Raw genomic sequence first — 22,995 nt, 5'->3', positions numbered from 1 at the left:
TCGCTAGGGTCGGGGCTGGCGGTTCGAATTTGAACAACCCTGCTCCACCGCAACCCCGTCCCCGCCCGGACCGCCCGACCGGAAGGATCCCCCCCATGACCAGCCCCTCCGTCACCGCGACGAAGCCGCAGGCCGCAGCCGTACCGGCCGTCCCGCTCGCCCTCTCCACCTCCGCCCACGACGCCGGCCTGCTCCTCCTGCGCGTCGTCCTCGGACTCACCATGGCCGGCCATGGCGTCCAGAAGCTCTTCGGCTGGTTCGGCGGCGGCGGCATCAGCGGCACCGGCCAGTTCTTCACCGCCAGCGGCTACCCCGCGGGCGACGCCATGGCCGTCGTCGCCGGCCTGACCGAGACCCTCGGCGGCCTCGGCCTCGTCCTCGGGCTGCTCACCCCGCTCGCCGGGGCCGCCGTCGTCGGCACCATGATCAACGCGATCGCCGTGCACGGCGCCGGCGCGTTCTTCGCCCCCAAGGGCATCGAGTACGAGCTGCTCCTGACCGTCGCCGCGGCCGCCGTGGCCCTGACCGGCCCCGGCAAGTACGCCGCAGACCGCTTCCTGCCCGTACTGCGCAGCCACCGGCTGGCCCACGGCCTCCTCGCCGTCGCCCTCGCCGTGGTCATCGCGGGCGCGCTGCTCCTCGTACGCAACTGACCGTCGCGCTCCAGAGGGTGCCCGGGTCCCGGATTGATTGGACCCGGGCATTGGGGGGAACAGCGCACAAATGACACAACCCATCGAAGACTACGCACTCATCGGCGACCTCATGACCAGCGGGCTCGTCGGCCGCGACGGGTCCATCGACTGGCTGTGCCTGCCGCGCTTCGACTCGCCCGCCTGCTTCGCGGCGCTCCTCGGCGACAAGGAGAACGGCCACTGGCGCATCTCGCCCGCCGGGGCCGCCGACGACGAGCAGTGCACCCGCCGCGCCTACGTCGACGGCTCGCTGGTCCTGGAGTCGTACTGGGACACCCCGGACGGCGGCTCGTTCAAGGTCACGGACTTCATGCCGCAGCGCGACAACGCGCCCGACGTGATGCGCATCGTCGAAGGCCTGACCGGCGAGGTCACCGTACGCAGCGTCCTGCGCCTGCGGTTCGACTACGGGCACGTCGTCCCCTGGGTCCGCCGCGCCGAAGGCGACCGGGTCGCCGTCGCCGGGCCCGACTCCGCGTGGTTCCGCAGCGAACCCTCCGTACCCACTTGGGGCGAGGCCAACAGCACCTGCTCCGAGTTCACCGTCGCCCCGGGCGAGCAGGTCGCCTTCGTCCTCACCTGGCACGCCTCGCACGAACCGCGCCCCGCGACCGTCGACCCGTACGACACGCTCCGGCAGAACCTCGCCGCCTGGCGGGACTGGTCCGCCCAGTGCACCTACGAGGGCCCCTACCGGGAGGCGGTCACCCGCTCCCTGATCACCCTCAAGGCCCTCACGTACGCCCCGACCGGCGGCATCGCGGCCGCCGCCACGACCTCCCTGCCCGAGGAGCTCGGCGGCGTCCGCAACTGGGACTACCGCTACTGCTGGCTGCGCGACTCCACCCTCACCCTCGGCTCCCTCCTGGAGACCGGCTTCCTGGACGAGGCCCGCGCCTGGCGCGCCTGGCTGCTGCGCGCGATCGCCGGAGACCCCGCCGACCTCCAGATCATGTACGGGATCGGCGGCGAGCGCCGGATCCCCGAATCCGACCTGCCGTGGCTGCGCGGCTACGCCTCCTCCGCCCCGGTCCGGGTCGGCAACGCGGCCGTGGACCAGCTCCAGCTCGACGTGTACGGGGAGGTCCTCGACTCCCTCTACCTGGCCAGGTCGAACGGGCTGCCCTCGGAGCGGCACGCGTGGCGGATCCAGCTCGCGCTCCTCGACTTCCTGGAGCGCAACTGGCGGCGGCCGGACGAGGGCCTGTGGGAGGTGCGCGGGCCGCGCCGGCACTTCGTGCACTCCAAGGTGATGGCCTGGGTCGCCGCGGACCGGGCCGTGCGCACGATGGAGAGCGACCCCTCGCTGCTCGGCGACGTGCAGCGGTGGCGGACCATGCGGGACGAGGTCCACCGGGACGTGATCGAGAACGGCTTCGACCCGGTGCGGGGCACCTTCACGCAGTACTACGGCTCCCGCGAACTGGACGCCGCCACCCTGCTCATCCCGCGGGTCGGATTCCTGCCGCCCGACGACCCGCGCGTGATCGGCACGGTCGACGCGGTGCGGGTGGAGCTCGGCAGCAGCGGCCTGGTCCGCCGCTACAGCACCGAGGGCCCGTCGGTGGACGGGCTGCCCGGCGACGAAGGGGCCTTCCTGGCCTGCTCGTTCTGGCTGGCCGACGCACTGCACATGACCGGGCGGGAGAAGGAGGCCCGGGAGCTGTTCGAGCGGCTGCTGGCCGTACGCAACGACGTGGGACTCCTCGCGGAGGAGTACGACCCGGTGTCCGGCCGCCAACTCGGCAACTTCCCACAGGCGTTCAGCCACGTCGGCCTGGTGAACACGGCCATCACTCTGGGCCGCCCCGCCGGCCCGCCCGCGGGCTGAGCGCCCTGGGGCGGGGCAGCCGGGGATCTACGGGGACGGTGGCGCGGCCGGGTTCATCAGGCGGCGCAGCAGCTGGGTGAGAGGGCGCTCCAGCAGGCGCTGGAGCAGCCAGGCGATCAGTACGACGCCGGCGATCACGCCGAGCAGGGTGGGCCACGGGCCCCACTGCTCGTTCCAGCGCCAGATCACCCGTACGCCCAGTGACTGGTGAACGAGGTAGAGGGGGTATGAGATCGCGCCCGCGACCGGCAGCCAGCGCCACTGGATCCAGTCCAGTTTGCCGAGCGCGATCAGGCCCATCAGCAGGTACATGGCGGTGATGGCGGCCAGGCAGACCTTCCAGTTGATGCCGTGCCCCTCGCCCTGCATGATCGCCGGGAGGCGGTGCTGCATCAGCAGCCAGGACAGCGCCAGGATGCCCAGGGTCTCCCCCTCGATCCTGCCCGCCCGGCGGACCAGGTAGAACGCGATCCCGGCGATGAAGAACGGCGCCCACCGGGGCACCAGCAGCTGGTCGAGCAGCGGGATGCCCGACGCGGGTGCCAGGACCGAGCCCAGCGCCCAGACCCAGCAGAAGGTCGCGACGCGGCGGTAGCCGGTGCCCAGCAGGACGACGAGCGAGAAGACCAGATAGAAACGCAGCTCGATCCAGAGCGTCCAGTAGACGTTGTCCACGCTGTTCACACCGAGGGGCTCGTGCAGCATCGTGAGGTTGGTGAGCATCTGGCCGACGGTGACCCGCGGCTCGCCCGGAACGTGCGGGCCCAGGCGCGCGGCCGCCGAGGAGAGCAGGACCGCCACCCAGTAGAGGGGGAACAGCCGCAGGATCCGGCCCTGCCAGAACTTCTGGAGCGATTTGCCCCAGCCGGACATGCAGATGACGAACCCACTGATCATGAAGAAGAGGACCACGCCGAGCCAGCCGAACTCGGCGACCTTGTGCAGCGTGGGAAACAACTCCACTGCGGCCCGCTGCCACGGGATCGTCCCCGACCCGGCCAGGTAGTGGAACAGCACCACCGACAGCGCCGCCAACAGCCGCAGACCGTCGAGTACGGCTATTCGAGGCGCCCGCGCGGCCCCGGCCCCACCGCTCCTCGACCACACCCGCTGGCCGCTTCGGCCGGGGGCGGCGGCTGTCTGCGGCGCCTCGGCGGGCTCCGGGACATGGTCCCCGGTGAGGACGAGCCTGTCGGACATGACACCTCTGAAAGTCATGGGGGTGTCTGCGACACCGATACGTTCGGGGGGTCTGGAACCGTGCGATCGTATCGGTGCTCTGTGCACCCACACGCATCCGGGGCCCGGCTTCTCTGCTTCCCGACCGGGTCAGACGGCGGCCGTGCGGCGGTGGAGGAGGGTGGCCGTCTGGGGGTCGGCCGGGAGGAAGGCTTCCAGGTGCAGCTCGGCCAGGGTGACGTCCACGGCCGTCGCGAACGACGTCAGCGTCGTCAGGAGCCGGAGCTCGCCCTCGGCGATGTGCAGGCGCAGGGGGACCGCGAAGCCCAGGTGGTCCGGGCCCGGCGGTGGGGTCGGCGGCAGGTAGCCGGTCAACTCGCCGATGATTGCGTCGAGTTCCGGGTCCGGGTGGGCCGTGGCCCGGGCTCGCAGGCTCTCCGTGATGTGCCGTCCCCACGCCGCCAGGTTCGCCACGCGCGGCGCCATGCCCTCGGGATGCAGTGCGAGCCGCAGCACGTTCACCGGCGGCGCGAGCAGATGCGCGGCCGCGCCCTCGCTCAGCACCTCGAACGCGGCGTTCGCCAGGACGAGTTCGCCGCGTGGACCGGCGACCACCGCCGGGTACGGCAGGTGTCCGGTCAGGATGGAGCGCAGGGCCTCCATGGCCGGCCCGACGGCGGCCGACTCCGGCGGCGATTCCGCGTACGCCGGCGCGTAACCGGCGCTCAGCAGCATCGAGTTGCGCTCCCGCAGCGTCAGCCCGAGGGATTCGGAGAGCCGGACCACCATCGCCCGCCCCGGCACCGAACGGCCGCTCTCGATGAAGCTGAGGTGGCGCTGGGTGGTCCCGGCCAGGGTGGCCAGTTCGAGCTGGCTCATCCGGCGCAGTGCCCGCCGCCGGCGGACCTCACGGGCGAACGGGGTGGGTGCGGGGGCAGCGGTGGTGGCCATGGGCCCTTTCTAGCCGCCGCCGGCCGGACCGGGCGATTCCCCGGAGGGAATTGCCGGCGTGTCCCCGACCCCGGAATCTGGGCGTCACACCCCGCCGCACCCCGCCCCACCCCGCCACCGACAAGCCCGGAGGACGCAATGCGCTCGTACCACCTGGAAGCATTCGGCGGCATCGAGGGAATCGCGCTGCGCGACTCCGGCGGACCCCGGCCCGAACCGGCCGGCCCCACCGGCATCGTCGTCGCCGTCCGGGCCGCCTCCCTCAACAAACGGGACCTGCTCATCCTCGACCGGCTCTACCCGCTGCCCGCCGTACCCGGCGTGGTCCCGCTCAGCGACGGCGCCGGTGAGGTGGTCGCCGTCGGGGAGGCGGTGACCCGGTTCGCGGTGGGCGACCGCGTGTCCTGCGCGTACTTCCCGCGCTGGCGCACCGGCCGGATCACCCCGGACGCCCTCGACCAGCCCGGCTGCACCCTCGACGGGATGCTCGCGGAGTACGCCGTACTCGACGAGCAGTGGGCGGTCCGCGTCCCGGACCACCTGACCTGGGAGGAGGCGGCCACGCTGCCCTGCGCCGGGGTCACCGCCTGGCACGCGCTGACCGGCGGGGACCCGCTGCTGCCCGGCCAGACCGTACTGACGCTGGGTACCGGTCCGGTCGCCCTCTTCGCCGTGCAGTTCGCGAAACTGCTGGGCTGCCGGGTGGTGTCGACCACATCCAGCGCCGGCAAGGCGGACCGCCTCAAGGCACTCGGCGCCGACGAGGTCGTCGACCACCGGCGCACCCCCGACTGGGGCCGGGCCGTACGGGACCTCACCGGCGGCCTCGGCGCCGACCTCGTCGTGGAGACGGGCGGCCCCGAGACCATCGAGCAGTCGGTGCGGGCGAGCGCCCTGTACGGGCAGATCGCCCTGCTGATCACCGCGAGCCCCGCCAAGTCCGGGATCGAGATCTCGCACGCGGCGTACGCGTCGAGCCTGGCCACGATCCGCCGGGTCTTCGTCGGCAGCCGCACGCAGTTCGAGGACATGAACCGGGCGGTGGCCGCCCACGGGCTGCGCCCGGTCATCGACCGCGTACACCCCTTCGAGGAGGCGCGCACGGCCTACCGCGAGTACGCGACGGACGCGCCCTTCGGCAAGGTCGTCATCACGATGGACGGGGCCGACGGGAACTGAACCCGTACGGCCCCGTCCATCGGGGAGCGCGGATCAGACGGCGGCGGGCTCGTCGTCCTCCGGGATGCTGACCAGCCAGCGGGTGTCCTGCCGCGGCCGCAGGTACAGCGCCCAGTACAGCGTGGCCACGGCCACGATCCCGCCGGTCCACAGCAGGTACTGGGTCTCCTGCTGCGTGAGGATGTACGCGAGTACGGCGATCAGCACGATCGGCACGGCCGGCCACAGCGGCATCCGCCAGGCGGCCACCGCGCGGTGCGCCCCGCCCCGGGCGAACAGCGCGGCCACCGCGACCAGCAGGTACATGCCGGTCACCGAGACGCCGGTGACCCCGTACAGGGTGTCGAGGTTGACGAAGCACAGCGCCGCACCCGGGACGCCGACGAGGAGGGTGGCCACCCACGGGGAGCCGAAGCGGCCCAGCTTGGACAGCGCGTGGTTGACCGGCGCGGGCCAGGCCTTGTCGCGGGCGGAGGCGAACAGCACGCGCGAGTTCTGGATCACCATGACGATGCCGGCGTTGATGATGGCGAGGGCGACGCAGAGGCTGACGAAGGTGCCGACGGCCGAGTTGGACCAGGCGGTGACCATGCCGCCGAGGTCGCCCTCGGACAGCGCCGTGAGGTCGGGCGCGCCGACGGTGATCGCGATGACCGGGATCAGGATGACGGCCGTGGAGATGGCGAGGGTGGCGAGCACCGTACGGGCGACGTTGCGCCGCGGGTTCTCCAGCTCCTCCGACAGGTAGACGGCGGTCGAGAAGCCCTGCGTGATGAACAGGGCGATGGCGAGCCCGGAGACGACCATCATCGCGGTCACCGTGGACGTACCGCCGCCCTCGGCCGCGACCGTGCCGTGCACCAGCGCGTCGGCGCCGCGCTCGCTGTGCGCGAAGCCCAGTACGGCGACCAGCGCGGCGGCGACCACCTCCAGCACCAGGAAGATGCCGGTGATCCAGGCGTTGGCCCGCAGGTCGAGGAGGCCTGCGAGGGTGGCGAGCAGCATCACGCCGCCGCCCGCGACCGGGGCCGGTATGTGCACGATCGGCGCGAGGTAGTCGGCCGTGCCCATGGCGATCACGGGCGGCACGATCATCACGACCAGCAGGGAGAGGACGAACACCAGCCAGCCGGCCAGCCGGCCCGCCATGGTCGACACCATCGCGTACTCGCCGCCGGCGCTGGGGATCAGGGTGCCGAGCTCCGAGTAGCAGAACGCGACGCCGATGCAAAGCAGCGAACCGATGGCGATCGTGAGGGCGGTCCACGAGCCGAGGCTGGCGAACAGGTCGGGCACGACGACGAACAAGGTCGAAGCGGGCGTCACGCACGAGAGCGTCAGCAGTGTGCCGCCGACGATGCCGATGGAACGCTTGAGCTTCTGGGGGACGGGCCCGGTGGCGGGGGCGAGGGCCTGAGGGGCGCTGATCGTTTCAGACATCGGTGCGGGGTTCCGATCGGCAGGTGCGGTGAACTGAGGTGCGGGAGCGGTATCGCCTCCGAGGCGGTGGTGAGCAGAGTGGTTCAGTGGCTCCCGGGCCGACATCGAATCCCTGCGGGATTCGCAGGTCAAGAGCAGTTCTCCTGCGGATTCCATCGTCGGGTCCCGCGGCGGTGGCCCTACGGCAGCGTTAAGACCGCGTAAACGCTGCACGGAGTGCGGGTGCGGGAACCGCAGCGGGGGGCGGGCAAATTTTCTTCCGCTTTGCCGACATGTGCCCGGGGCGACACCACCTGCCCACGGAGTGGGCACCCGGGTGGGGGCTCCGGGTCGCTCCGGGGTCGCTTCCGGGTCGCTCCGGTTCAGCTGCTCGCGGCGGCCCGGCCGCCCGTACGCCAGGCCAGCAGCAGGGCGATGTCGTCCGGCCGGTCCGCGGAGCCCCCCGCCCCGCCGATCAGCCGGTCGGCCATCTCGGTCAGCGGCGACGGCCCGGCCGCGGCCAGCGCCGCCCGCAGCCGCTCCACGCCGACGTCGATGTCCGTGCCCGCCTCCTCCACCAGCCCGTCCGTGTACAGGGCGAGCACCGAGCCCGGCGCCAGCCGCAGGTCCGTCACCGGGTACGTGGCACCGGCGTCGATGCCGAGCACCACCCCGCCCGGCAGGTCCAGCACCTCGGCCCGCCCGTCCGGGTGCCGCAGCAGCGGCTGCGGGTGCCCGGCCCGGGCGGCCCGCGTCCGGCCCGACACCGGGTCGAGCAGCACGTAGCAGCAGCTCGCGAACTGGCCCGGGTCGAGATCGATCAGCAGCCGGTTGGTGCCCGCCACCACCTGGTCCGGCGCACTGCCGGCCAGCGTGAAGGCCCGTACGGCGCTGCGCAGTTGGCCCATCGTGGCGGCGGCCGCCACCCCGTGGCCCTGCACGTCCCCGATGACCAGCGCCAGCAGGCCGTCGATCGTCTCGATCACGTCGTACCAGTCGCCGCCCACGTCCATGCCCTGGGTGCCGGGCAGGTACCGGGCGACGGTCTCCACGTTCTCGTGCACCGGCAGCCGGTGCGGCAGCAGCGCCGCCTGCAGTCCGCGGGCCAGCGCCGCCTCGGTGTCGTAGCGCTGCGCCCGCTCCAGGGCCTGCGCGATCAGCCCGGCCAGCGCGGTCAGCACCGTACGCTCCTCCGGGCCGAACCCGCGCGGCGCGTCGAAGCCGAGGATGCAGGAGCCCACCGGCCGGCCCGAGGCGATCAGCGGCAGGAACGCGCGGGCCCCGACGTGGGCGTCCAGCGGGATCCCCGGATAGGCGGCGGCCAGATGCTCCATCGACTCGAAGAACATCGGCCGGCCCGTGGTCAGCGTCTCCACGCCGGGCAGCCGCACATCCAGCGCCACCCCGTCGAACCGGTCCAGGAAACCCTGCGGGAAGCCCGTCTCCCACGCCAGGTGCAGATGCCGCTCGCTGAGCAGGTAGATGGCCAGCTGGCGGCCGCCGAACGCGGGCAGCAGCTCCTGCGTGACCACCGCCGACACCTGGCGGGCCGTGACCGCCTCCGTCAGCGCGATGGCGAGGGCCACCGGCCGGTACAGCGCCGAGGCCCGGTCGGCCGGCGAACCCAGCCCCAGCCCCACGCCCGGGCGGACCACCGATCCGGGCGCGTAGGCGGGCGGCTCGGCCGCGTCGATCGTCACGGTCACCCCGTCCACACCCGGGTACAGGTCCACCTCCACCCAGCCCGCGTCCGGCTGCCGGCCAAGCCGGGCCGGGAAGCGCACCGGCTCCCCGGACATGAACACCCCGCGGAAGTGGTCCTCGTACGCCGGCTGCCCGAGCCACGGCACCGCCTGCCACAGCACCCGCCCATGCAGCTCCGGCGCGCCCAGCCCCAGCAGGTCGGCGGCGGCACGGTTGACGTAGCGGATCCTGCCCTCTCGGTTCATGGAGAGCACGGCCAGGGTCAGCCGCTCCACGGCCTCGTGGGCGCCCTGCGCGGTGTCCGGTGGCGGCACGCCGACCGGGTCGCCCGTCCAGAGCACCGGTTCGCCGGCCGCGCTGAGCGCGGCGAGCCCCTCGGCCAGCCCGTCCGCGGCGGTACGCAGCCGCTCCCGGTCGGCCGCGTTGACCGAGGCCCCCGGGGTGGCGGGGCGCAGGACGAACAGCACCCCGAACCGCTGGGACCCGGCCATGAGGGGCTCGTACAGCGAGCCGAAGGGGAACGGCAGCCCGGCCATCAGCTGCGGGAAGCGCCGCATGGCCACTTCCGCGTCGGGCAGGTGCACCGACTGTCCGGAGCGGTAGGCCTCGGCGACCGGGTACGGGCGGTTCACGTGCATCCGCCACCACGGACGGAACAGCCGCACCGGCAGCCCCGTCACCACGGCCAGCAGCAGCGAGCCCTCTGCGCCGGAGCGCAGGTAGATTCCGCCCGCAAACCCGCCGACGGCCTGCACCGCATCGACGCAGGTCCGCGCGAGCACCCGGACCGTGGCGTCGGTGGCGGGGCCGCTGTCCGGTCTCGCCGTCACACAGTCAGCATGCCCCCCTGACGCCGGACGCTGCATCCCGGCGCCGGCGGGCGGGGGCCGGGCGTCAGCGCCCGGTCTCCCGGCTGCCGCGCCCCGCACCGGCGCCGTTCCGGTAGCCGGCCACCACCGCGAGCGCCGCCAGCAGCAGCACCGAGGCGACCGTGCGCAGCGCGGCCCCCATCGCGTCCGTGAAGGCGCCGACCTGCGCCGGATCCTGCGGATCGCCGTGGAACCGGGAGGCCAGCACCGTGCCCACCACCGCCACCCCCAGCGCGGCGCCGATCTCCCGGGCCGCGGTGTTCAGCCCGGAGCTCAGCCCGGCCTGGTGCGCGGGCAGCTCGGCGACCACGGTCAGGGTCAGCGAGGGCGCGCACAGGCCGGTCCCGACCGACAGTACGAGCAGGTGGCAGGCGTACAGGGCGTACGGGGTGTCCGCGTCGGTGGTGGAGACCAGCAGCAGCCCGGCCCCGATCAGGCCCAGCCCGGCGCCGACCGGCAGCCGCGGCCCCGTCCGCTCCGCCAGCCGGGCGCCGAGCTTCGGCACGACGGCCATGCCGATGGTCAGGGGGACGATCGCCAGACCGGCGACAGCGGGCGAGAAGCCCTTCGCGTACTGGAGGTACTGGGCGTTGACGAAGAAGAGGGAGAAGAGCCCGAAGAACGCGGCGCCGATGCCGAGCGACCCGGCGCGCAGCTTGCGCGAGGCGAAGATCCGCGGGTCCAGCAACGGGTGCGCGGCGCGCAGCGCGTGGCCGGTGAAGGCCGCGAGCAGCCCGGCGCCGGCCCCGAAGGCGATCAGCACCGCCGCCGAGGTCCAGCCGTACGAGGGCCCCTCGATGATCCCGTAGACGACCGCGAGGAGTGCCCCGGCCAGCAGGAGCGCGCCCAGCGGGTCGACGGAGGCGTCGGACCGGGCCGGCGTGCGGGGGACCGTACGGGCGACGGCGAGCGCGAGCAGCGCGCCGAGCGGAACGGCCGCCCAGAACAGGGCCCGCCAGGTCAGGTACTCCCCGGCCAGGCCGCCACCCACGTTGCCCGCCAGGCCCCCGAGGCCGGCGGCCAGCGTCCAGGTCGCCAGCGCCTGGCCGCGGCGCTCGGGCGGGCTCAGGTGGATCAGTACGGACATGGTGGCGGGCATGATCAGGGCCGCACCGGCCCCGCACAGGCCGCGCCCGGCGATGAGCACCGCCGGGGCCGCGGCGAGTGCGCTGAGCGCCGCGCCCGCGGCGAACAGCCCGAGCCCGGCCAACAGGGCGCCCTTGCGGCCGTACCGGTCACCGAGGGCGCCGGCCGGGATGAGCAGCGCGGCGAACACGATGACGTAGGCGTCGACCGCCCAGACCAGCTGGCCGGGGGTGGGGTGCAGGGAGGAAGCGGCGAGCTGCGGTATCAGCAGGTTGACGGCCGCGACCATGGCCTGCGCGACGAGCACGCAGGCGCACAGGACGAGCAATGCGGGCCGGGTGAGGGCGGCGGGCGCCGGGGCGGACGGACCTGTGCCGGGATCTGCTTCGGGATCTGCGGCATCCCGCTTGAGGGCATGGCGGAGCACGGCTCCTCCTCGGAGTCGGTGACGGTGAAGTGGTGTGGCGTGGGTGTGGTGTGGCGTGGGGGAGGGGAACGCGGTCGGCGCCATCCCCTGTGCCTCACCGTAGAGTTGGTGTGACCTGCTTTCCAGTGCAAGTTCTGCAAGGAATGAATGCGTGTGACGCAATCCGGCCTGGACCTCAATCTCCTCGTCGCCCTGGACGTCCTCCTGGAGGAGTCGAGCGTGTCCCGCGCGGCCGCCCGCCTGCACCTCTCCGAGCCCGCCATGAGCCGCACCCTCGGCCGGATCCGCAAGGCCCTCGGCGACCCCGTGCTCGTGCGCGCCGGGCGGAGCATGGTCCCCACGCCGCACGCCCTCGCCGTCCACGGCGAGGTCCGGGCCGTCGTGGAACGGGCCCGGGCCCTGTTCCTGAGCGGCGGGCAGGTCGACCTGCCCACCCTCACCCGTACCTTCACCGTGCTGGCCCACGATGCCTTCGCCGCGACCTTCGGGGGCACGCTCTTCTCCCGGGTGGCCCGGGAGGCGCCGGGCGTACGGCTGCGCTTCCTGTCGGAGAGCCACGTGGACACCCCGGCGCTGCGCGAGGGCATCGCCGACCTCGAACTCGGCGTCGTGGACAGCCGGTCCCCCGAGGTGCGCGTCGAGCACCTCTTCGACGAGCACATGATGGGTGTGGCCCGGGCCGGCCACCCGCTGCTGAAGGGCCGGATGACCGCCCGCCGGTTCGCGGCCGCCGAGCACCTCATCGTCTCCCGTCGCGGCCGGCTGGAGGGCCCCGTGGACGCGGCCCTCGCCCGACAGGGCCTGTCCCGGCGGGTGGTGGGCAGCGTCGGCTCCTACCCCGCCTCCCTGTTCCTGCTGCGCGAGAGCGACCTCGTCGGCCTGATCGCCACTCAGGCCGTGCCGCTCGCCACCGAGCTGGGGCTGGAGGCCTTCGAGGTGCCGCTCGACCTGCCGACACTGCCCTTCGGCATCGCCTGGCACCCGCGCCACGACGCCGACCCGGCGCACGCCTGGCTGCGGGACTGCGCCCGCGAACTGCTCCCGGCGGTGGCCGGGCACCCCGTACGCCGTACGCACTGACCCGAACGCCACCCCCGTCCGGGGGACGGGCCGCCGCACCCGGTCCTGGCCGGCCGCGCTCCGGGGAACGATACGCACGCGTCCCACCCCGCCACGGAAGGCAGAGCATGCGGTTCCAGTACGACACCATCGGCGAGCGCTTCGTGGAGTCGAAGACCACGGCGGCCTTCGCGGCGGCCGACACCCACACCCTGCTCGGGGCGCTCGACGCGCTCGGCGGGGTGCGCGGGCTCGACACCCTCGACCTGGCCTGCGGATACGGCTACAACACGCGGCTGCTGGCGCGCGGCGGGGCCCGGCGGGCCGTCGGCGTGGACATCTCCGAGGAGATGATCCGGCTGGCCCGTGCGCACGGGGTGATCGGCGGGAACGGCGTGGGCGCGCTGGAGCTCGCCGTGGGTGCGGTACGTCCGGTGGGCGCGGCGGCTTCGGGAGCGGACGAGGACACCGGGACGGGCGGCGGCACGGCGGCGCCCATCGGGGCCGCGTCCACTGAGGCAGCGTCCATCTCGGCTGCATCCATCGAAGCCGGCTCTATCGAAGCGGGCTCCATCGAAGCCGGCTCCATTGAATACGTGGTCGCCGACGCGGCCAAGCTGCCGCAGATGGGCCCCTTCGACCTGGCCACCGCCGTGTACCTGTTCAACTACGCCGGCGACCGGTCCGCCCTGCACGCCATGTTCCGCTCCATCCGCGCCAACCTGCGCGAAGGGGGCCGGCTGCTGGCCATCGTGCCGAACGCCGGCGCGTACCCGAACGTCGACTGGTCGCCCTACGGGGTCCGGATCGTCGACCGCGTCCAGGAAGGCGACGCGCCGCTGCTGAAGGCGCAGTTCCTGACCCAGCCCCCGGCCGACTTCGAGTTCCGCGAGTGGGCGCACGCCGACTTCGCCGAGGCCGCCGTCGAGGCGGGCTTCTCCACGGTCGGCTGGCAGCCGACCCGGACCCCGCCCGCCGACGGCGCGCGCGACGAGGCGTACTGGACCGCCTACCGGGCCTGGCCGGTCAGCTCGCTGATGACCTGTACCGCATGACGGCCCGCACCCCGGCCCACCCGTCGGGCGGCCCGTCGGCCCGCCCGCCCGGCCTCACTCGTCGTCGGCGGACCTGATCAGCTCCACGATCCGGTCCCGGGCCGCCCGCCCCTCCGGCACCGGCAGCAACGGGTACCCGTGCGGCAGGCCCTGCTCCTCGTTGAACTCCACCTCGACCCCGTCCGCGCGGGCCCGGCGCAACAGCTCCCGGCTGTCGGTCGTCAGCACGTCCCTGGTGCCGGTGAACACCGTCAGCGGCGCCAGCCCCGCGAAGGAGCCGTGCAGGGGGCTCACCCGCGGGTCGTCGGTGGCCAGGGTGCCCGCGTACAGCCGGCCCGCCTCCAGCAGCCCCGACCGGGCCTGGAGCGGGTCGGCCGCCTCGATCGCCGCCTGGTCGGGGTGGCTCATGGTCAGATCCAGCCAGGGCGAGATCAGTACGATCCGCGAGGGCTGGGCCCCCGTACGGTCGCGCAGGCGCTGGGCGGCGGCCAGCGCCAGCCCGGCTCCCGCGGCGTCCCCGATGAGCACCGTGCCGCCCGCTCCGCCGCTCGCGATCAGCCCGCTCAGCAGGTCCGCGGCCACCGGAACCGTCCGGTCGGCGGTCCCCCGCGGGGCAAGTATGTACGCCGGTACGACGACGCGGGCCCGCGCCTCCGTGACCAGGGTCCGGATCATCGACCAGTGCGGCCGGACCAGCTCGTTGATGTACCCGCCGCCGTGCACGTACAGCACCTGGGCCGCGGGCTCGATCCCGCGCGGCGAGGCGTCGTACACCGGCCAGGCACCGACGAAGGTGCGGGAGACGTCCGCGACCCGGCCCAGCGAGCGCGGCGGCAAGTGGGACGCCGGCCGGCGGGCCGTCTCCGCCACGCGTGCGCGTACCGCCTCGGCACTCGCGAACCGTCTTCGCCGCCCCGCCGCGATCAGCGCGACCGACAGCGCCCTGCTGCGCAGACTCGGCACGCCCCTCACCTCCCCATTCCCTGCCCCGACCGCGGGCCCCTGCCCAGGCCACAGCCCTTCACGTGAGGAGCATAGGCGTGAAGCTGGGCTGTCGACCCGCTTAAGAAATCCTCGATGGACTGATCACCTCCGCGCTCGGCAGATTGGTACCTGTCGATACGTCGCACCCGCACCAGTGGTTGCAACGCCCCCTCCGCATGCCTGGAGCCACCCCCATGAAGGCACTCGTCAAGCACAAGGCCGAGCCCGGGCTGTGGCTCATGGACGTCCCCGAGCCCGAGTACGGCTCCGGCGACGTGCTGATCAAGGTGCTGCGCACCGGCATCTGCGGCACGGACCTGCACATCCGCTCCTGGGACGGCTGGGCGCAGGGCGCGGTCAAGACCCCGCTCGTGCTCGGCCACGAGTTCGTGGGCGAAGTCGCCGCGCTCGGCGCTGACGTCCGGGACATCGAGATCGGCGCGCTGGTCAGCGGCGAGGGTCACCTGGTGTGCGGCAAGTGCCGCAACTGCCTGGCCGGGCGCCGCCACCTGTGCCGCAGCACGGTCGGCCTCGGCGTCGGGCGCGACGGCGCCTTCGCCGAGTACGTCGTCCTGCCCGCGCAGAACGTGTGGGTGCACCGGACGGCCGTGGACCTGGACGTGGCGGCGATCTTCGACCCGTTCGGCAACGCCGTGCACACGGCGCTGTCGTTCCCGCTGGTCGGCGAGGACGTACTGATCACGGGCGCGGGCCCGATCGGGATCATGGCGGCGGCCGTGGCCAAGCACGCCGGTGCGCGCAACGTCGTCATCACCGACGTCAGCCCCGAGCGCCTGGAGATCGCCCGCAAGGCCGGCGCCACGCTCGCGCTCGACGTCTCGAAGTCGACGATCGCCGACGCGCAGGCGCAGCTGGGCCTGCGCGAGGGCTTCGACATCGGCCTGGAGATGTCCGGCCGCGCCGAGGCCATGCGCGACATGATCGACAACATGACGCACGGCGGCCGGATCGCCATGCTGGGCCTGCCGGCGCAGGAGTTCCCGGTGGACTGGGCGAAGGTCGTCACCTCGATGATCACGATCAAGGGCATCTACGGCCGCGAGATGTTCGAGACCTGGTACGCGATGACGGTGCTGCTGGAGGGCGGGCTCGACCTCAGCCCGGTCATCACCGGCCGCTACTCGCACCGGGACTTCGAGGCCGCGTTCGACGAGGCGGCCACCGCCCGCAGCGGCAAGATCATCCTGGACTGGACGGCGTAACGGCCCTTCCGGCCCCTGGACCGGAGGGCGCAACGGCCCTCCGTTCCTCCGCGCCTCCGTCCCACCGAACCATCTCCCTCCGGCCGGGCCCCGCCCACCCTCCCCCCTCCGCGGGGCCCGGCCCCCTTCGTCCGCCGCACAAGGAGAAGCCGAAGCCCATGTTCGAGTCCGTACGCGAAGACCTCCGCACCACCCTCGACGAGATCCGCGCCGCGGGCCTGCACAAGCCCGAGCGCGTCATCGGCACCCCTCAGAACGCGGCCGTGGCGGTCACCGCCGGCGGCGCCCCCGGCGAGGTCCTCAACTTCTGCGCCAACAACTACCTGGGCCTGGCCGACCACCCCGAGGTGGTCGCCGCGGCGAAGGACGCGCTGGACCGCTGGGGCTACGGCATGGCCTCGGTCCGCTTCATCTGCGGTACGCAGGAGGTGCACAAGGAACTGGAGGCGCGGCTGTCCTCGTTCCTCGGCCAGGAGGACACGATCCTCTACTCCTCCTGCTTCGACGCCAACGGCGGCGTCTTCGAGACCCTGCTCGGAGCCGAGGACGCGGTGATCTCCGACGCCCTCAACCACGCCTCGATCATCGACGGCATCCGCCTGTCCAAGGCCCGCCGCTTCCGGTACGCCAACCGCGACATGGCCGAACTCGAAGCCCGCCTGAAGGAAGCCACCGAGGGCGGTGCGCGCCGCAAGCTGATCGTCACCGACGGCGTCTTCTCCATGGACGGCTACGTCGCCCCGCTCGCCGAGATCTGCGACCTGGCCGAGCGCTACGACGCCATGGTCATGGTCGACGACTCGCACGCCGTCGGCTTCGTCGGCCCCGGCGGCCGCGGTACGCCGGAGCTGCACGGGGTCATGGACCGCGTCGACATCATCACCGGCACCCTCGGCAAGGCCCTCGGCGGCGCCTCCGGCGGCTACGTCGCGGCCCGCGCCGAGATCGTCGAGCTGCTGCGCCAGCGCTCGCGCCCGTACCTCTTCTCGAACTCCCTCGCCCCGGTCATCGCCGCCGCGTCCCTGAAGGTCCTGGACCTGCTGGAGTCGGCGGGCGACCTGCGCGAGCGGCTCGCCGCCAACACCGGGCTCTTCCGTACGAAGATGACCGAGGCCGGCTTCGAGATCCTCCCCGGCGACCACGCGATCGCCCCGGTGATGATCGGTGACGCGGCGGAGGCGGCCAAGATGGCGGACTTGCTGCTGGAGCGCGGCGTGTACGTGATCGGCTTCTCCTACCCGGTGGTCCCGATGGGCGCGGCCCGCATCCGGGTCCAGCTCTCGGCGGCCCACTCGACGGCGGACGTGGAACGCGCGGTGGCCGCCTTCGCGGACGCCCGCGCGGCCCTGGCGGCCACGGAGGCCTGAGCGCGGGTCGGGCGGGGCGCTCCACCTGCGAGAATGGTGGGGTGATCGACCCCCGCCGGCTGCGCATCCTGCGGGCCGTGGCGGACCACCGTACGGTGACCGCCGCGGCCGCAGCCCTGTACCTCACCCCCTCCGCCGTCTCCCAGCAGCTCGCGGCGCTGGAACAGGAGACCGGGCACGCGCTGCTGACCCGCAGCGGTCGCGGCGTACGGCTGACGGCGGCCGGCGAGATCCTGCTCGGGCACGCGCACGAGGTCCTCGCCCAGCTGGAGCGCGCCGAAGCCGAGCTCGCGGCCTACGCGGGAGGCGCGGCGGGCGAGGTGACGGTGGCCGCCTTCGCGACGGGCATCGCCGAGGTCCTCGCCCCGGCGATCGCCCGACTGGCCCGCGAGCACCCGGGCATCCGGCTGCGCGTACGGGACGCGGAAGGCGATCAGAGCCTGCCCCTGCTGCTCGACGGCGCGGCCGACCTCGCGCTGGCCGTCGAGTACCGCGGCGCCCCGGGCGCCGACGACGGCCGCCTGTCGGTCCTCCCGCTGTACGCGGAGCCCTTCGACGCGGTGCTCCCCTCGGGGCACGCCCTGGCCGACCTCCCGGAGGTCCCGCTGGCGGAGCTCTCCGGCGCGGACTGGGTGGGGCAGTACCCCGGGAACCCGTGCCACGACGTGACCCTGCTCGCCTGCGAACTGGCCGGCTTCCAGCCCCGGTTCGTGCACTCCTCGGACGATTTCCGCGCCGTGACGGCCCTGGTGGGCGCCGGGGCCGGGGTGGCTCTGGTCCCGCGCTCGGCGCTGCGCGGCATGGACCTCAAGGAGGTCCAGGTCCGCCCGGTATCGGGCGCGACGCCCACCCGGAGGGTCTTCGCCGCGACCCGCCGGGGCGCGGAATCCCACCCCCTGATCGCCCCGATCCTGGCAGCCCTGTCGGAGGAGGCGGGAAGACTCCCGACGCACTGAGGGGCGGGGGCCGGGGCGGGGCGCGTCGGGTCGACCCGGCGTCGACTACACCCTCCGGACCTCCACCCCCGCCGCCTCGAACTGTGCCGCCACCCGGTCCGGGAGGGCCGTGTCCGTCACCAGGACGTCCACCGACCGCGTCGGGCAGATACGGGCGAAGGCGCGGACCCCGAGTTTGCTGGAATCCGCCGCGATCACCACCCGGCGGGCCCGTTCGCACAGGAGGCGGTTCATCGCCGCCTCGTCCTCGTGGCGGGTCGCCGCACCGTCCGCCGGGTCGAACGCGTCCACGCCGACCACCGCCGTGTCCATCGTCAGCTGGCCCAGGACCTGCTGGGCCAGCGGGCCCGTCAGCTCGTACGACTGGGGGCGGGCGACCCCGCCCGTCAGGACGATCTTGAACTGGGGTCTGATGACGAGCTCGCCCGCGATGTTGAGCGCGTTGGTCACCACCGTCAGCGCCGGCGTGCCCGCCGCGAGGTCCGGGCGGCCGGCCAGGGCGCGGGCCACCTCCGTGGTCGTGGTCCCGCCCGTCAGGCCGATCACCTCGCCCGGGGTGATCAGCTCCGCCACCGCCGCGCTGATCCGGTGCTTCTCGGCCGCGCGACGCGAGGTGCGGTAACGCAGCGGGAGCTCGTACGAGACGCCGTGCACCACCGCCCCGCCGCGCGTGCGCACCAGCAGCTGCTGCTCGGCCAGCTGGTCGAGGTCACGGCGGATGGTCGCGGCGGACACGCCGAGGGCCTCCGCCGTCGGCTCGACCTCCAGCTCGCCCCGCTCCACCAGCAGGTCCAGCAGCGTCTGCCAGCGCTCCTTGCGGGTCATGGACCCCACGGCGATCGACCCCCTCGGGTGTGCTCCAACGGCCTACGCGTCGACATTAACTCAGGAGATCAACCCCCCAGGTGCTTGAAGTTGCGTGAAATGGGCCGCTACCTTGCAGGAAACTGCACCCACCACGCCAGGGAGCCGCCATGAGCCACGTCGCGTACGAGTTGGGCACGCAGCCCGAGTGCTGGGAGCGGGCCGCCGAACTGGCCCCGGCCCACCGGGCATTGCTGCCGCAGCCGGGGGAGCGTACCGCGATCGTCGGGTGCGGGACCTCGTACTACATGGCCCAGGCGGCCGCAGCCCTGCGCGAGGAGGTGGGGCAGGGGGAGACCGACGCCTTCCCGGCCTCGGAGTACCCCCTGCACCGCCGCTACGACCGGGTCATCGCGCTCACCCGCTCCGGCACCACCACCGAGGTGCTCGACCTGCTGGCCGGGCTGCGGGACACCGGAGTGCGTACCACCGCCGTCATCGGGGACCCGGCGACCCCGGTGATGACCCTCGCCGACGAGCTAGTCGTCCTCGACTTCGCCGACGAGCAGTCCGTCGTGCAGACCCGCTTCGCGACCACCGCCCTGACCCTGCTGCGCGCCCACTTCGGCCAGCACACCCCCGCCGCCGTCGCCGACGCCCGGACCGCGCTCGCCGAACCGCTGCCCGAACAGGCGGCGAGCCGCGGGCAGTTCACCTTCCTCGGCCGCGGCTGGAGCGTGGGCCTCGCGCACGAGGCCGCGCTGAAGATGCGCGAGGCCTCCCTCTCCTGGTCCGAGTCGTATCCGGCGATGGAATACCGGCACGGCCCGATCAGCGTCACCGGGCCCGGCACCCTCACCTGGTCGCTCGGCGAGGCCCCCGAGGGGCTCGCCGATCAGGTGCGGGCCACCGGCGGCCAGTGGGTGGCCGGCCGGCTCGACCCGCTCGCCGAGCTGGTACGGATCCACCGGCTGGCGCTCGCCGTGGCGGCCCACCAGGACCTCGATCCGGACCGGCCGCGGAACCTGACCCGCTCGGTGATCCTCACCGCCGGTGAGGAGGCGGTCCGATGAGCCTCGTCTCCGCCGGGACGCTCGTCCTCGACGCGGCCGCCGCGGGCCGCGCCGTCGCCGCGTTCAACATCATCACGCTGGAGCACGCCGAGGCCGTCGTCGCCGGGGCGGAGCGGGCGGGTCTGCCCGTCATCCTCCAACTCAGCGAGAACGCCGTGAAGTTCCGCGGCGGGCAGCTGCTGCCGATCACGCGCGCCGCCGCCGCGTGCGCGGAGGCCGCCGGGGTCCCGGTCGGCCTGCACCTGGACCACGTCAAGAGCCCCGACCTGCTCCGGCAGGCCGCGGACGCCGGGTTCAGCTCGGTGATGTACGACGCCGCGCAGCTCCCGTGCGCGGAGAACCTGGAGGCCACCCGCTCCGCGGCCGACTGGGCGCACGCCAACGGACTGTGGGTCGAGGCCGAGCTGGGCGAGGTGGGCGGGAAGAACGGCGCAGCGCCGCTGGACCCGCACGCGCCGGGCGCCCGTACCGATCCGGACGAGGCCCGGCGGTTCGTGGCCGACTCGGGTGTCGACGCACTGGCCGTCGCGATCGGCAGCAGCCACGCGATGACCAGCCGCACCGCCGAGCTGGACCACGCGCTGCTGGCGCGCCTGGCCAAGACCGTGGACGTGCCGCTGGTGCTGCACGGCTCCTCGGGGCTGCCGGACGCGGAACTCGCGGCGGCGGTGGCGGGCGGCATCCGCAAGGTCAACATCGGCACCGCGCTGAACCTGGCCATGACGGAGGCGATCCGCACCCACCTGACCCCGGCGGACCCGCGGCCCTACCTGACGGCGGCCCGTACGGCGATGGCGGCGACGGCCGCGGCGATGATCACGGCGCTGAACTGACGGCGGGGCGGGGCGGTCCGGCGCGGGGGTCGGTCAGCGGGGGACGAGCCGGGCCTCGTGGCACGTGAGGGTGTGCCAGCGGGCCCGGTCCGGTGTCGCCCCCCGCTCCAGGGTGCGCCGGGCCTCGATCGCGGTGACGTGGCGGTCGGTGGACAGGCACAGGAGGACGAGCAGACCGGTGTGCGTGGGCTCTGCGGTCTCCTCGTAGTACCACTCGGCCGTGACGGTCCGCCGGCCGGCCAGGAAGGGCCGCTGGAGGAAGTCCTGCACGTCGAGGGGGAAGTGCCCGAGCACCCCCTGCGCCTCCGGCGGGTCCAGGACCAGCCGTTCCACCGGCGCGCCGGGACGGCCGGGCGCCGCGGCCGGGCCGCCGGCCACCTGCGGCGGACGTACGTCGAAGGAACGGGTCCGCAGCGAGCCGGGCTCCACCCGGACCCGCTCACCCCGGTGCTCCCGCGCCCTGCCGTCCCGGTACACCGGCTGGACCCGGCACAGACCCCGGTCTCCCAACACGAGCGCGAACGGCGCGCCGTCGGAGTAGACCTGGGCCCACCACACCAGGGACCGGCCGGCCTTCTCGAGCGCCTTGGCCCGTACGTCGTCCGGCAGCAGCTCCCACGAGCGCAGGCGGTCGGGGGCCTCGGGGTCGACGGGCAGCGCTCCCGGCTCGTGGATCTGGGTCACGCCCCCGGAGCCCTCGGACCGGCCGGCGGGCAACCGGTCCTGACGCCCCGGCATCCGGTCCTGGTCTCCCGGCAGATCCCGGCGCTCCGGCATCCCGTCCCGGTGCTCCGGCAGCCGGTCCCGCCCGGCGAATTCCCGCTCCCAGGCCTGCTCGTCCACGTGTCCCCCCGGATCCTCGAACTCCCGCGCCCCGCAGGCCCATTGTCGGTCACGGACCGTCGCCCGTAGGGCCGATCGGCGGAAACGGCGGCCCGCGAGTCCTTCCCCCTTCTTGGAACACGTTCTACTCTGTGCGCCGCCACCACAGCGACCGGCTGGACCGCGAGACACCCGGAGGGGCCGTGCACCTCGAATACACGCCTGAGCAGCTGCAGTTGCGCACCGAGCTGCGCGCCTACTTCGCCGAGCTGGTGCCGGAGGACGTCTACGCCCGCTACGAGGACCCCGCCGCCCAGAAGCGCTTCTACCGGGAGACGATCCGCAAGCTCGGAGCCGACGGCTGGCTCGGGGTCGGCTGGCCCAAGGAGTACGGCGGCCGCGGGATGTCGCCCATGGACCAGTTCATCTTCTTCGACGAGGCCGCGCAGGCCGTCGTACCGCTGCCGCTGATGGCGCTCAACACCGTCGGCCCCACGATCATGCAGTTCGGCACCGACGAGCAGAAGTCGTACTTCCTCCCGCGCATCCTCTCCGGCGAGATCGACTTCGCCATCGGCTACAGCGAGCCGGACGCCGGTACGGACCTCGCCGCCCTCAAGTGCAAGGCGGTCCGCGAGGGCGACGAGGAGACCGGCACGTACGTGGTCAACGGGCAGAAGATCTGGACCACGAACGGGGACACCGCCGACTGGGTCTGGCTCGCGGTCCGCACCGACCCGGACGCCCCCGCGCACAAGGGCATCACCATGCTCCTCGTACCGACCGCCGACCCCGGCTACTCCTGCACCCTGATCAACACCCTTGCCTCGCACGACACCACCGCCAGCTACTACGAGAACATCCGGGTCCCCGCGAGCCGCCGGGTCGGCCAGGAGAACAAGGGCTGGCGCCTGATCACCAACCAGCTCAACCACGAGCGCGTCACCCTCGCCGCCCACGGCACGATGGCGATCCGCGCCCTGCACGACGTCCAGCGCTGGGCCGCGGAGACCAAGCTCGCCGACGGCCGCCGCGTCATCGACCTCTCCTGGGTCCGCGGCCGCCTCGCCCGCACCCACGTCCGCCTCGACGCGATGAAGCTGCTCAACTGGCAGATGGTCAACGCGGTCCAGGACGGCACCCTGACCCCGCAGGACGCCTCCGCCGTCAAGGTGTACGGCTCCGAGGCCCGCAGGGACGCGTACGCCTGGCTGATGGAGGTCGTCGGCGCGGCCGGCTCCCTCAAGGACGGCTCCGCGGGCGCGGTCCTGCACGGAGAACTCGAACGCGGCTACCGCAGCGCGGTCATCTTCACCTTCGGCGGCGGCAACAACGAGATCCAGCGCGAGATCATCTCCTGGATCGGCCTGGGCATGCCCCGAGTCCGCCGCTGAAAGCTGATCCGAGCCGTGCTCCGGCATCCGGGCGGCCTGCTCGGCGACGGCGCCCCGGTGAAGGACCTCTTCACCGGGGCGCTCG

General features: G+C 73.4%; 19 protein-coding genes. 11 read left to right on the top strand and 8 right to left on the bottom strand.

The window, feature by feature from the left end; genetic code table 11:
* Nucleotides 1-95 precede the first annotated feature (95 nt).
* Together ACIQU4_RS35380 and ACIQU4_RS35375 are read left to right on the top strand one after the other, a co-directional pair.
* Entirely contained in the window at nt 96-653 is a 558-nt protein-coding gene (locus ACIQU4_RS35380; protein WP_403739759.1) for a DoxX family protein, read from the top strand.
* A 70-nt stretch (nt 654-723) separates the two neighbouring features.
* On the top strand, nt 724-2,526 hold the full coding sequence (locus ACIQU4_RS35375; RefSeq protein WP_403739756.1) for a glycoside hydrolase family 15 protein: 1,803 nt from the start codon (nt 724-726) through the stop codon (nt 2,524-2,526).
* Between the two features lie 27 nt (nt 2,527-2,553).
* On the opposite strand, the gene ACIQU4_RS35370 is transcribed toward ACIQU4_RS35375, so the two are convergent.
* Together ACIQU4_RS35370 and ACIQU4_RS35365 are read right to left on the bottom strand one after the other, a co-directional pair.
* Entirely contained in the window at nt 2,554-3,726 is a 1,173-nt protein-coding gene (locus ACIQU4_RS35370) for an acyltransferase family protein (protein WP_403739754.1), read from the bottom strand.
* 129 nt (nt 3,727-3,855) lie between these two features.
* Entirely contained in the window at nt 3,856-4,656 is an 801-nt protein-coding gene (locus ACIQU4_RS35365) for a helix-turn-helix domain-containing protein (RefSeq protein ID WP_403739751.1), read from the bottom strand.
* Between the two features lie 138 nt (nt 4,657-4,794).
* Between ACIQU4_RS35365 and ACIQU4_RS35360 the strand changes: the two genes are divergently transcribed.
* Nucleotides 4,795-5,835 (top strand): NAD(P)-dependent alcohol dehydrogenase, encoded by a 1,041-nt coding sequence (locus tag ACIQU4_RS35360; RefSeq protein ID WP_403739748.1) that lies wholly within the window; start codon nt 4,795-4,797, stop codon nt 5,833-5,835.
* 33 nt (nt 5,836-5,868) lie between these two features.
* Here ACIQU4_RS35360 and ACIQU4_RS35355 read toward each other — a convergent pair whose 3' ends face one another.
* The 3 genes from ACIQU4_RS35355 to ACIQU4_RS35345 form a co-directional block, all read right to left on the bottom strand.
* Nucleotides 5,869-7,275, bottom strand: a complete 1,407-nt coding sequence (locus ACIQU4_RS35355) for an APC family permease (RefSeq protein WP_403739745.1) — start codon at nt 7,273-7,275, stop codon at nt 5,869-5,871.
* A gap of 362 nt (nt 7,276-7,637) precedes the next feature.
* Complete coding sequence (locus ACIQU4_RS35350) at nt 7,638-9,824, bottom strand: SpoIIE family protein phosphatase (protein ID WP_403739742.1); 2,187 nt, start codon at nt 9,822-9,824, stop codon at nt 7,638-7,640.
* A gap of 28 nt (nt 9,825-9,852) precedes the next feature.
* Nucleotides 9,853-11,424, bottom strand: coding sequence for an MFS transporter (locus ACIQU4_RS35345; protein ID WP_403739739.1), 1,572 nt, complete (start codon nt 11,422-11,424; stop codon nt 9,853-9,855).
* 63 nt (nt 11,425-11,487) lie between these two features.
* On the opposite strand from ACIQU4_RS35345, the gene ACIQU4_RS35340 reads away from it, so the two are divergent.
* The gene (locus ACIQU4_RS35340) at nt 11,488-12,420 is read left to right on the top strand and encodes a LysR family transcriptional regulator (protein WP_403739736.1); all 933 of its coding nucleotides are present in this window, start codon (nt 11,488-11,490) and stop codon (nt 12,418-12,420) included.
* A 107-nt stretch (nt 12,421-12,527) separates the two neighbouring features.
* Entirely contained in the window at nt 12,528-13,454 is a 927-nt protein-coding gene (locus tag ACIQU4_RS35335; protein ID WP_403739733.1) for a class I SAM-dependent methyltransferase, read from the top strand.
* A 54-nt stretch (nt 13,455-13,508) separates the two neighbouring features.
* Here ACIQU4_RS35335 and ACIQU4_RS35330 read toward each other — a convergent pair whose 3' ends face one another.
* Nucleotides 13,509-14,417, bottom strand: coding sequence for an alpha/beta hydrolase fold domain-containing protein (locus ACIQU4_RS35330; protein ID WP_403739730.1), 909 nt, complete (start codon nt 14,415-14,417; stop codon nt 13,509-13,511).
* A 215-nt stretch (nt 14,418-14,632) separates the two neighbouring features.
* Here ACIQU4_RS35330 and tdh point away from each other — a divergent pair, with 215 nt between their 5' ends.
* The 3 genes from tdh (at nt 14,633) to ACIQU4_RS35315 (ending at nt 17,984) form a co-directional block, all read left to right on the top strand.
* Nucleotides 14,633-15,661 (top strand): L-threonine 3-dehydrogenase, encoded by a 1,029-nt coding sequence (tdh, locus tag ACIQU4_RS35325; protein WP_403739727.1) that lies wholly within the window; start codon nt 14,633-14,635, stop codon nt 15,659-15,661.
* A gap of 158 nt (nt 15,662-15,819) precedes the next feature.
* Nucleotides 15,820-17,028: a glycine C-acetyltransferase gene (locus tag ACIQU4_RS35320; RefSeq protein ID WP_403739725.1), complete on the top strand. Its 1,209-nt coding sequence runs from the start codon at nt 15,820-15,822 to the stop codon at nt 17,026-17,028.
* A 41-nt stretch (nt 17,029-17,069) separates the two neighbouring features.
* Entirely contained in the window at nt 17,070-17,984 is a 915-nt protein-coding gene (locus ACIQU4_RS35315) for a LysR substrate-binding domain-containing protein (protein ID WP_385577171.1), read from the top strand.
* A 45-nt stretch (nt 17,985-18,029) separates the two neighbouring features.
* Here ACIQU4_RS35315 and ACIQU4_RS35310 read toward each other — a convergent pair whose 3' ends face one another.
* Nucleotides 18,030-18,809, bottom strand: a complete 780-nt coding sequence (locus ACIQU4_RS35310) for a DeoR/GlpR family DNA-binding transcription regulator (protein ID WP_403739721.1) — start codon at nt 18,807-18,809, stop codon at nt 18,030-18,032.
* Nucleotides 18,810-18,958: 149 nt separating this feature from the next.
* Here ACIQU4_RS35310 and ACIQU4_RS35305 point away from each other — a divergent pair, with 149 nt between their 5' ends.
* Both ACIQU4_RS35305 and ACIQU4_RS35300 read left to right on the top strand, forming a co-directional pair.
* Nucleotides 18,959-19,861, top strand: coding sequence for an SIS domain-containing protein (locus ACIQU4_RS35305; RefSeq protein ID WP_403739718.1), 903 nt, complete (start codon nt 18,959-18,961; stop codon nt 19,859-19,861).
* Nucleotides 19,858-20,694, top strand: a complete 837-nt coding sequence (locus ACIQU4_RS35300; RefSeq protein ID WP_403739715.1) for a ketose-bisphosphate aldolase — start codon at nt 19,858-19,860, stop codon at nt 20,692-20,694. The genes ACIQU4_RS35305 and ACIQU4_RS35300 overlap by 4 nt, the downstream gene beginning before the upstream one ends.
* A gap of 33 nt (nt 20,695-20,727) precedes the next feature.
* Here the strand turns inward: ACIQU4_RS35300 and ACIQU4_RS35295 are convergent, their stop codons facing one another.
* Nucleotides 20,728-21,537 (bottom strand): hypothetical protein, encoded by an 810-nt coding sequence (locus ACIQU4_RS35295; RefSeq protein ID WP_403739713.1) that lies wholly within the window; start codon nt 21,535-21,537, stop codon nt 20,728-20,730.
* 182 nt (nt 21,538-21,719) lie between these two features.
* Here ACIQU4_RS35295 and ACIQU4_RS35290 point away from each other — a divergent pair, with 182 nt between their 5' ends.
* The gene (locus ACIQU4_RS35290) at nt 21,720-22,910 is read left to right on the top strand and encodes an acyl-CoA dehydrogenase family protein (RefSeq protein ID WP_403740038.1); all 1,191 of its coding nucleotides are present in this window, start codon (nt 21,720-21,722) and stop codon (nt 22,908-22,910) included.
* The last annotated feature ends 85 nt before the right edge of the window (nt 22,911-22,995 follow it).

Origin of the sequence: Streptomyces sp. NPDC090741, assembly GCF_044769045.1 — a bacterium.
In the GTDB taxonomy this organism is placed as follows: Bacteria; Actinomycetota; Actinomycetes; order Streptomycetales; family Streptomycetaceae; genus Streptomyces.
The sequence above is the reverse complement of the archived record's forward strand: the minus strand, read 5'-3'. Positions and strand labels throughout refer to the sequence as shown.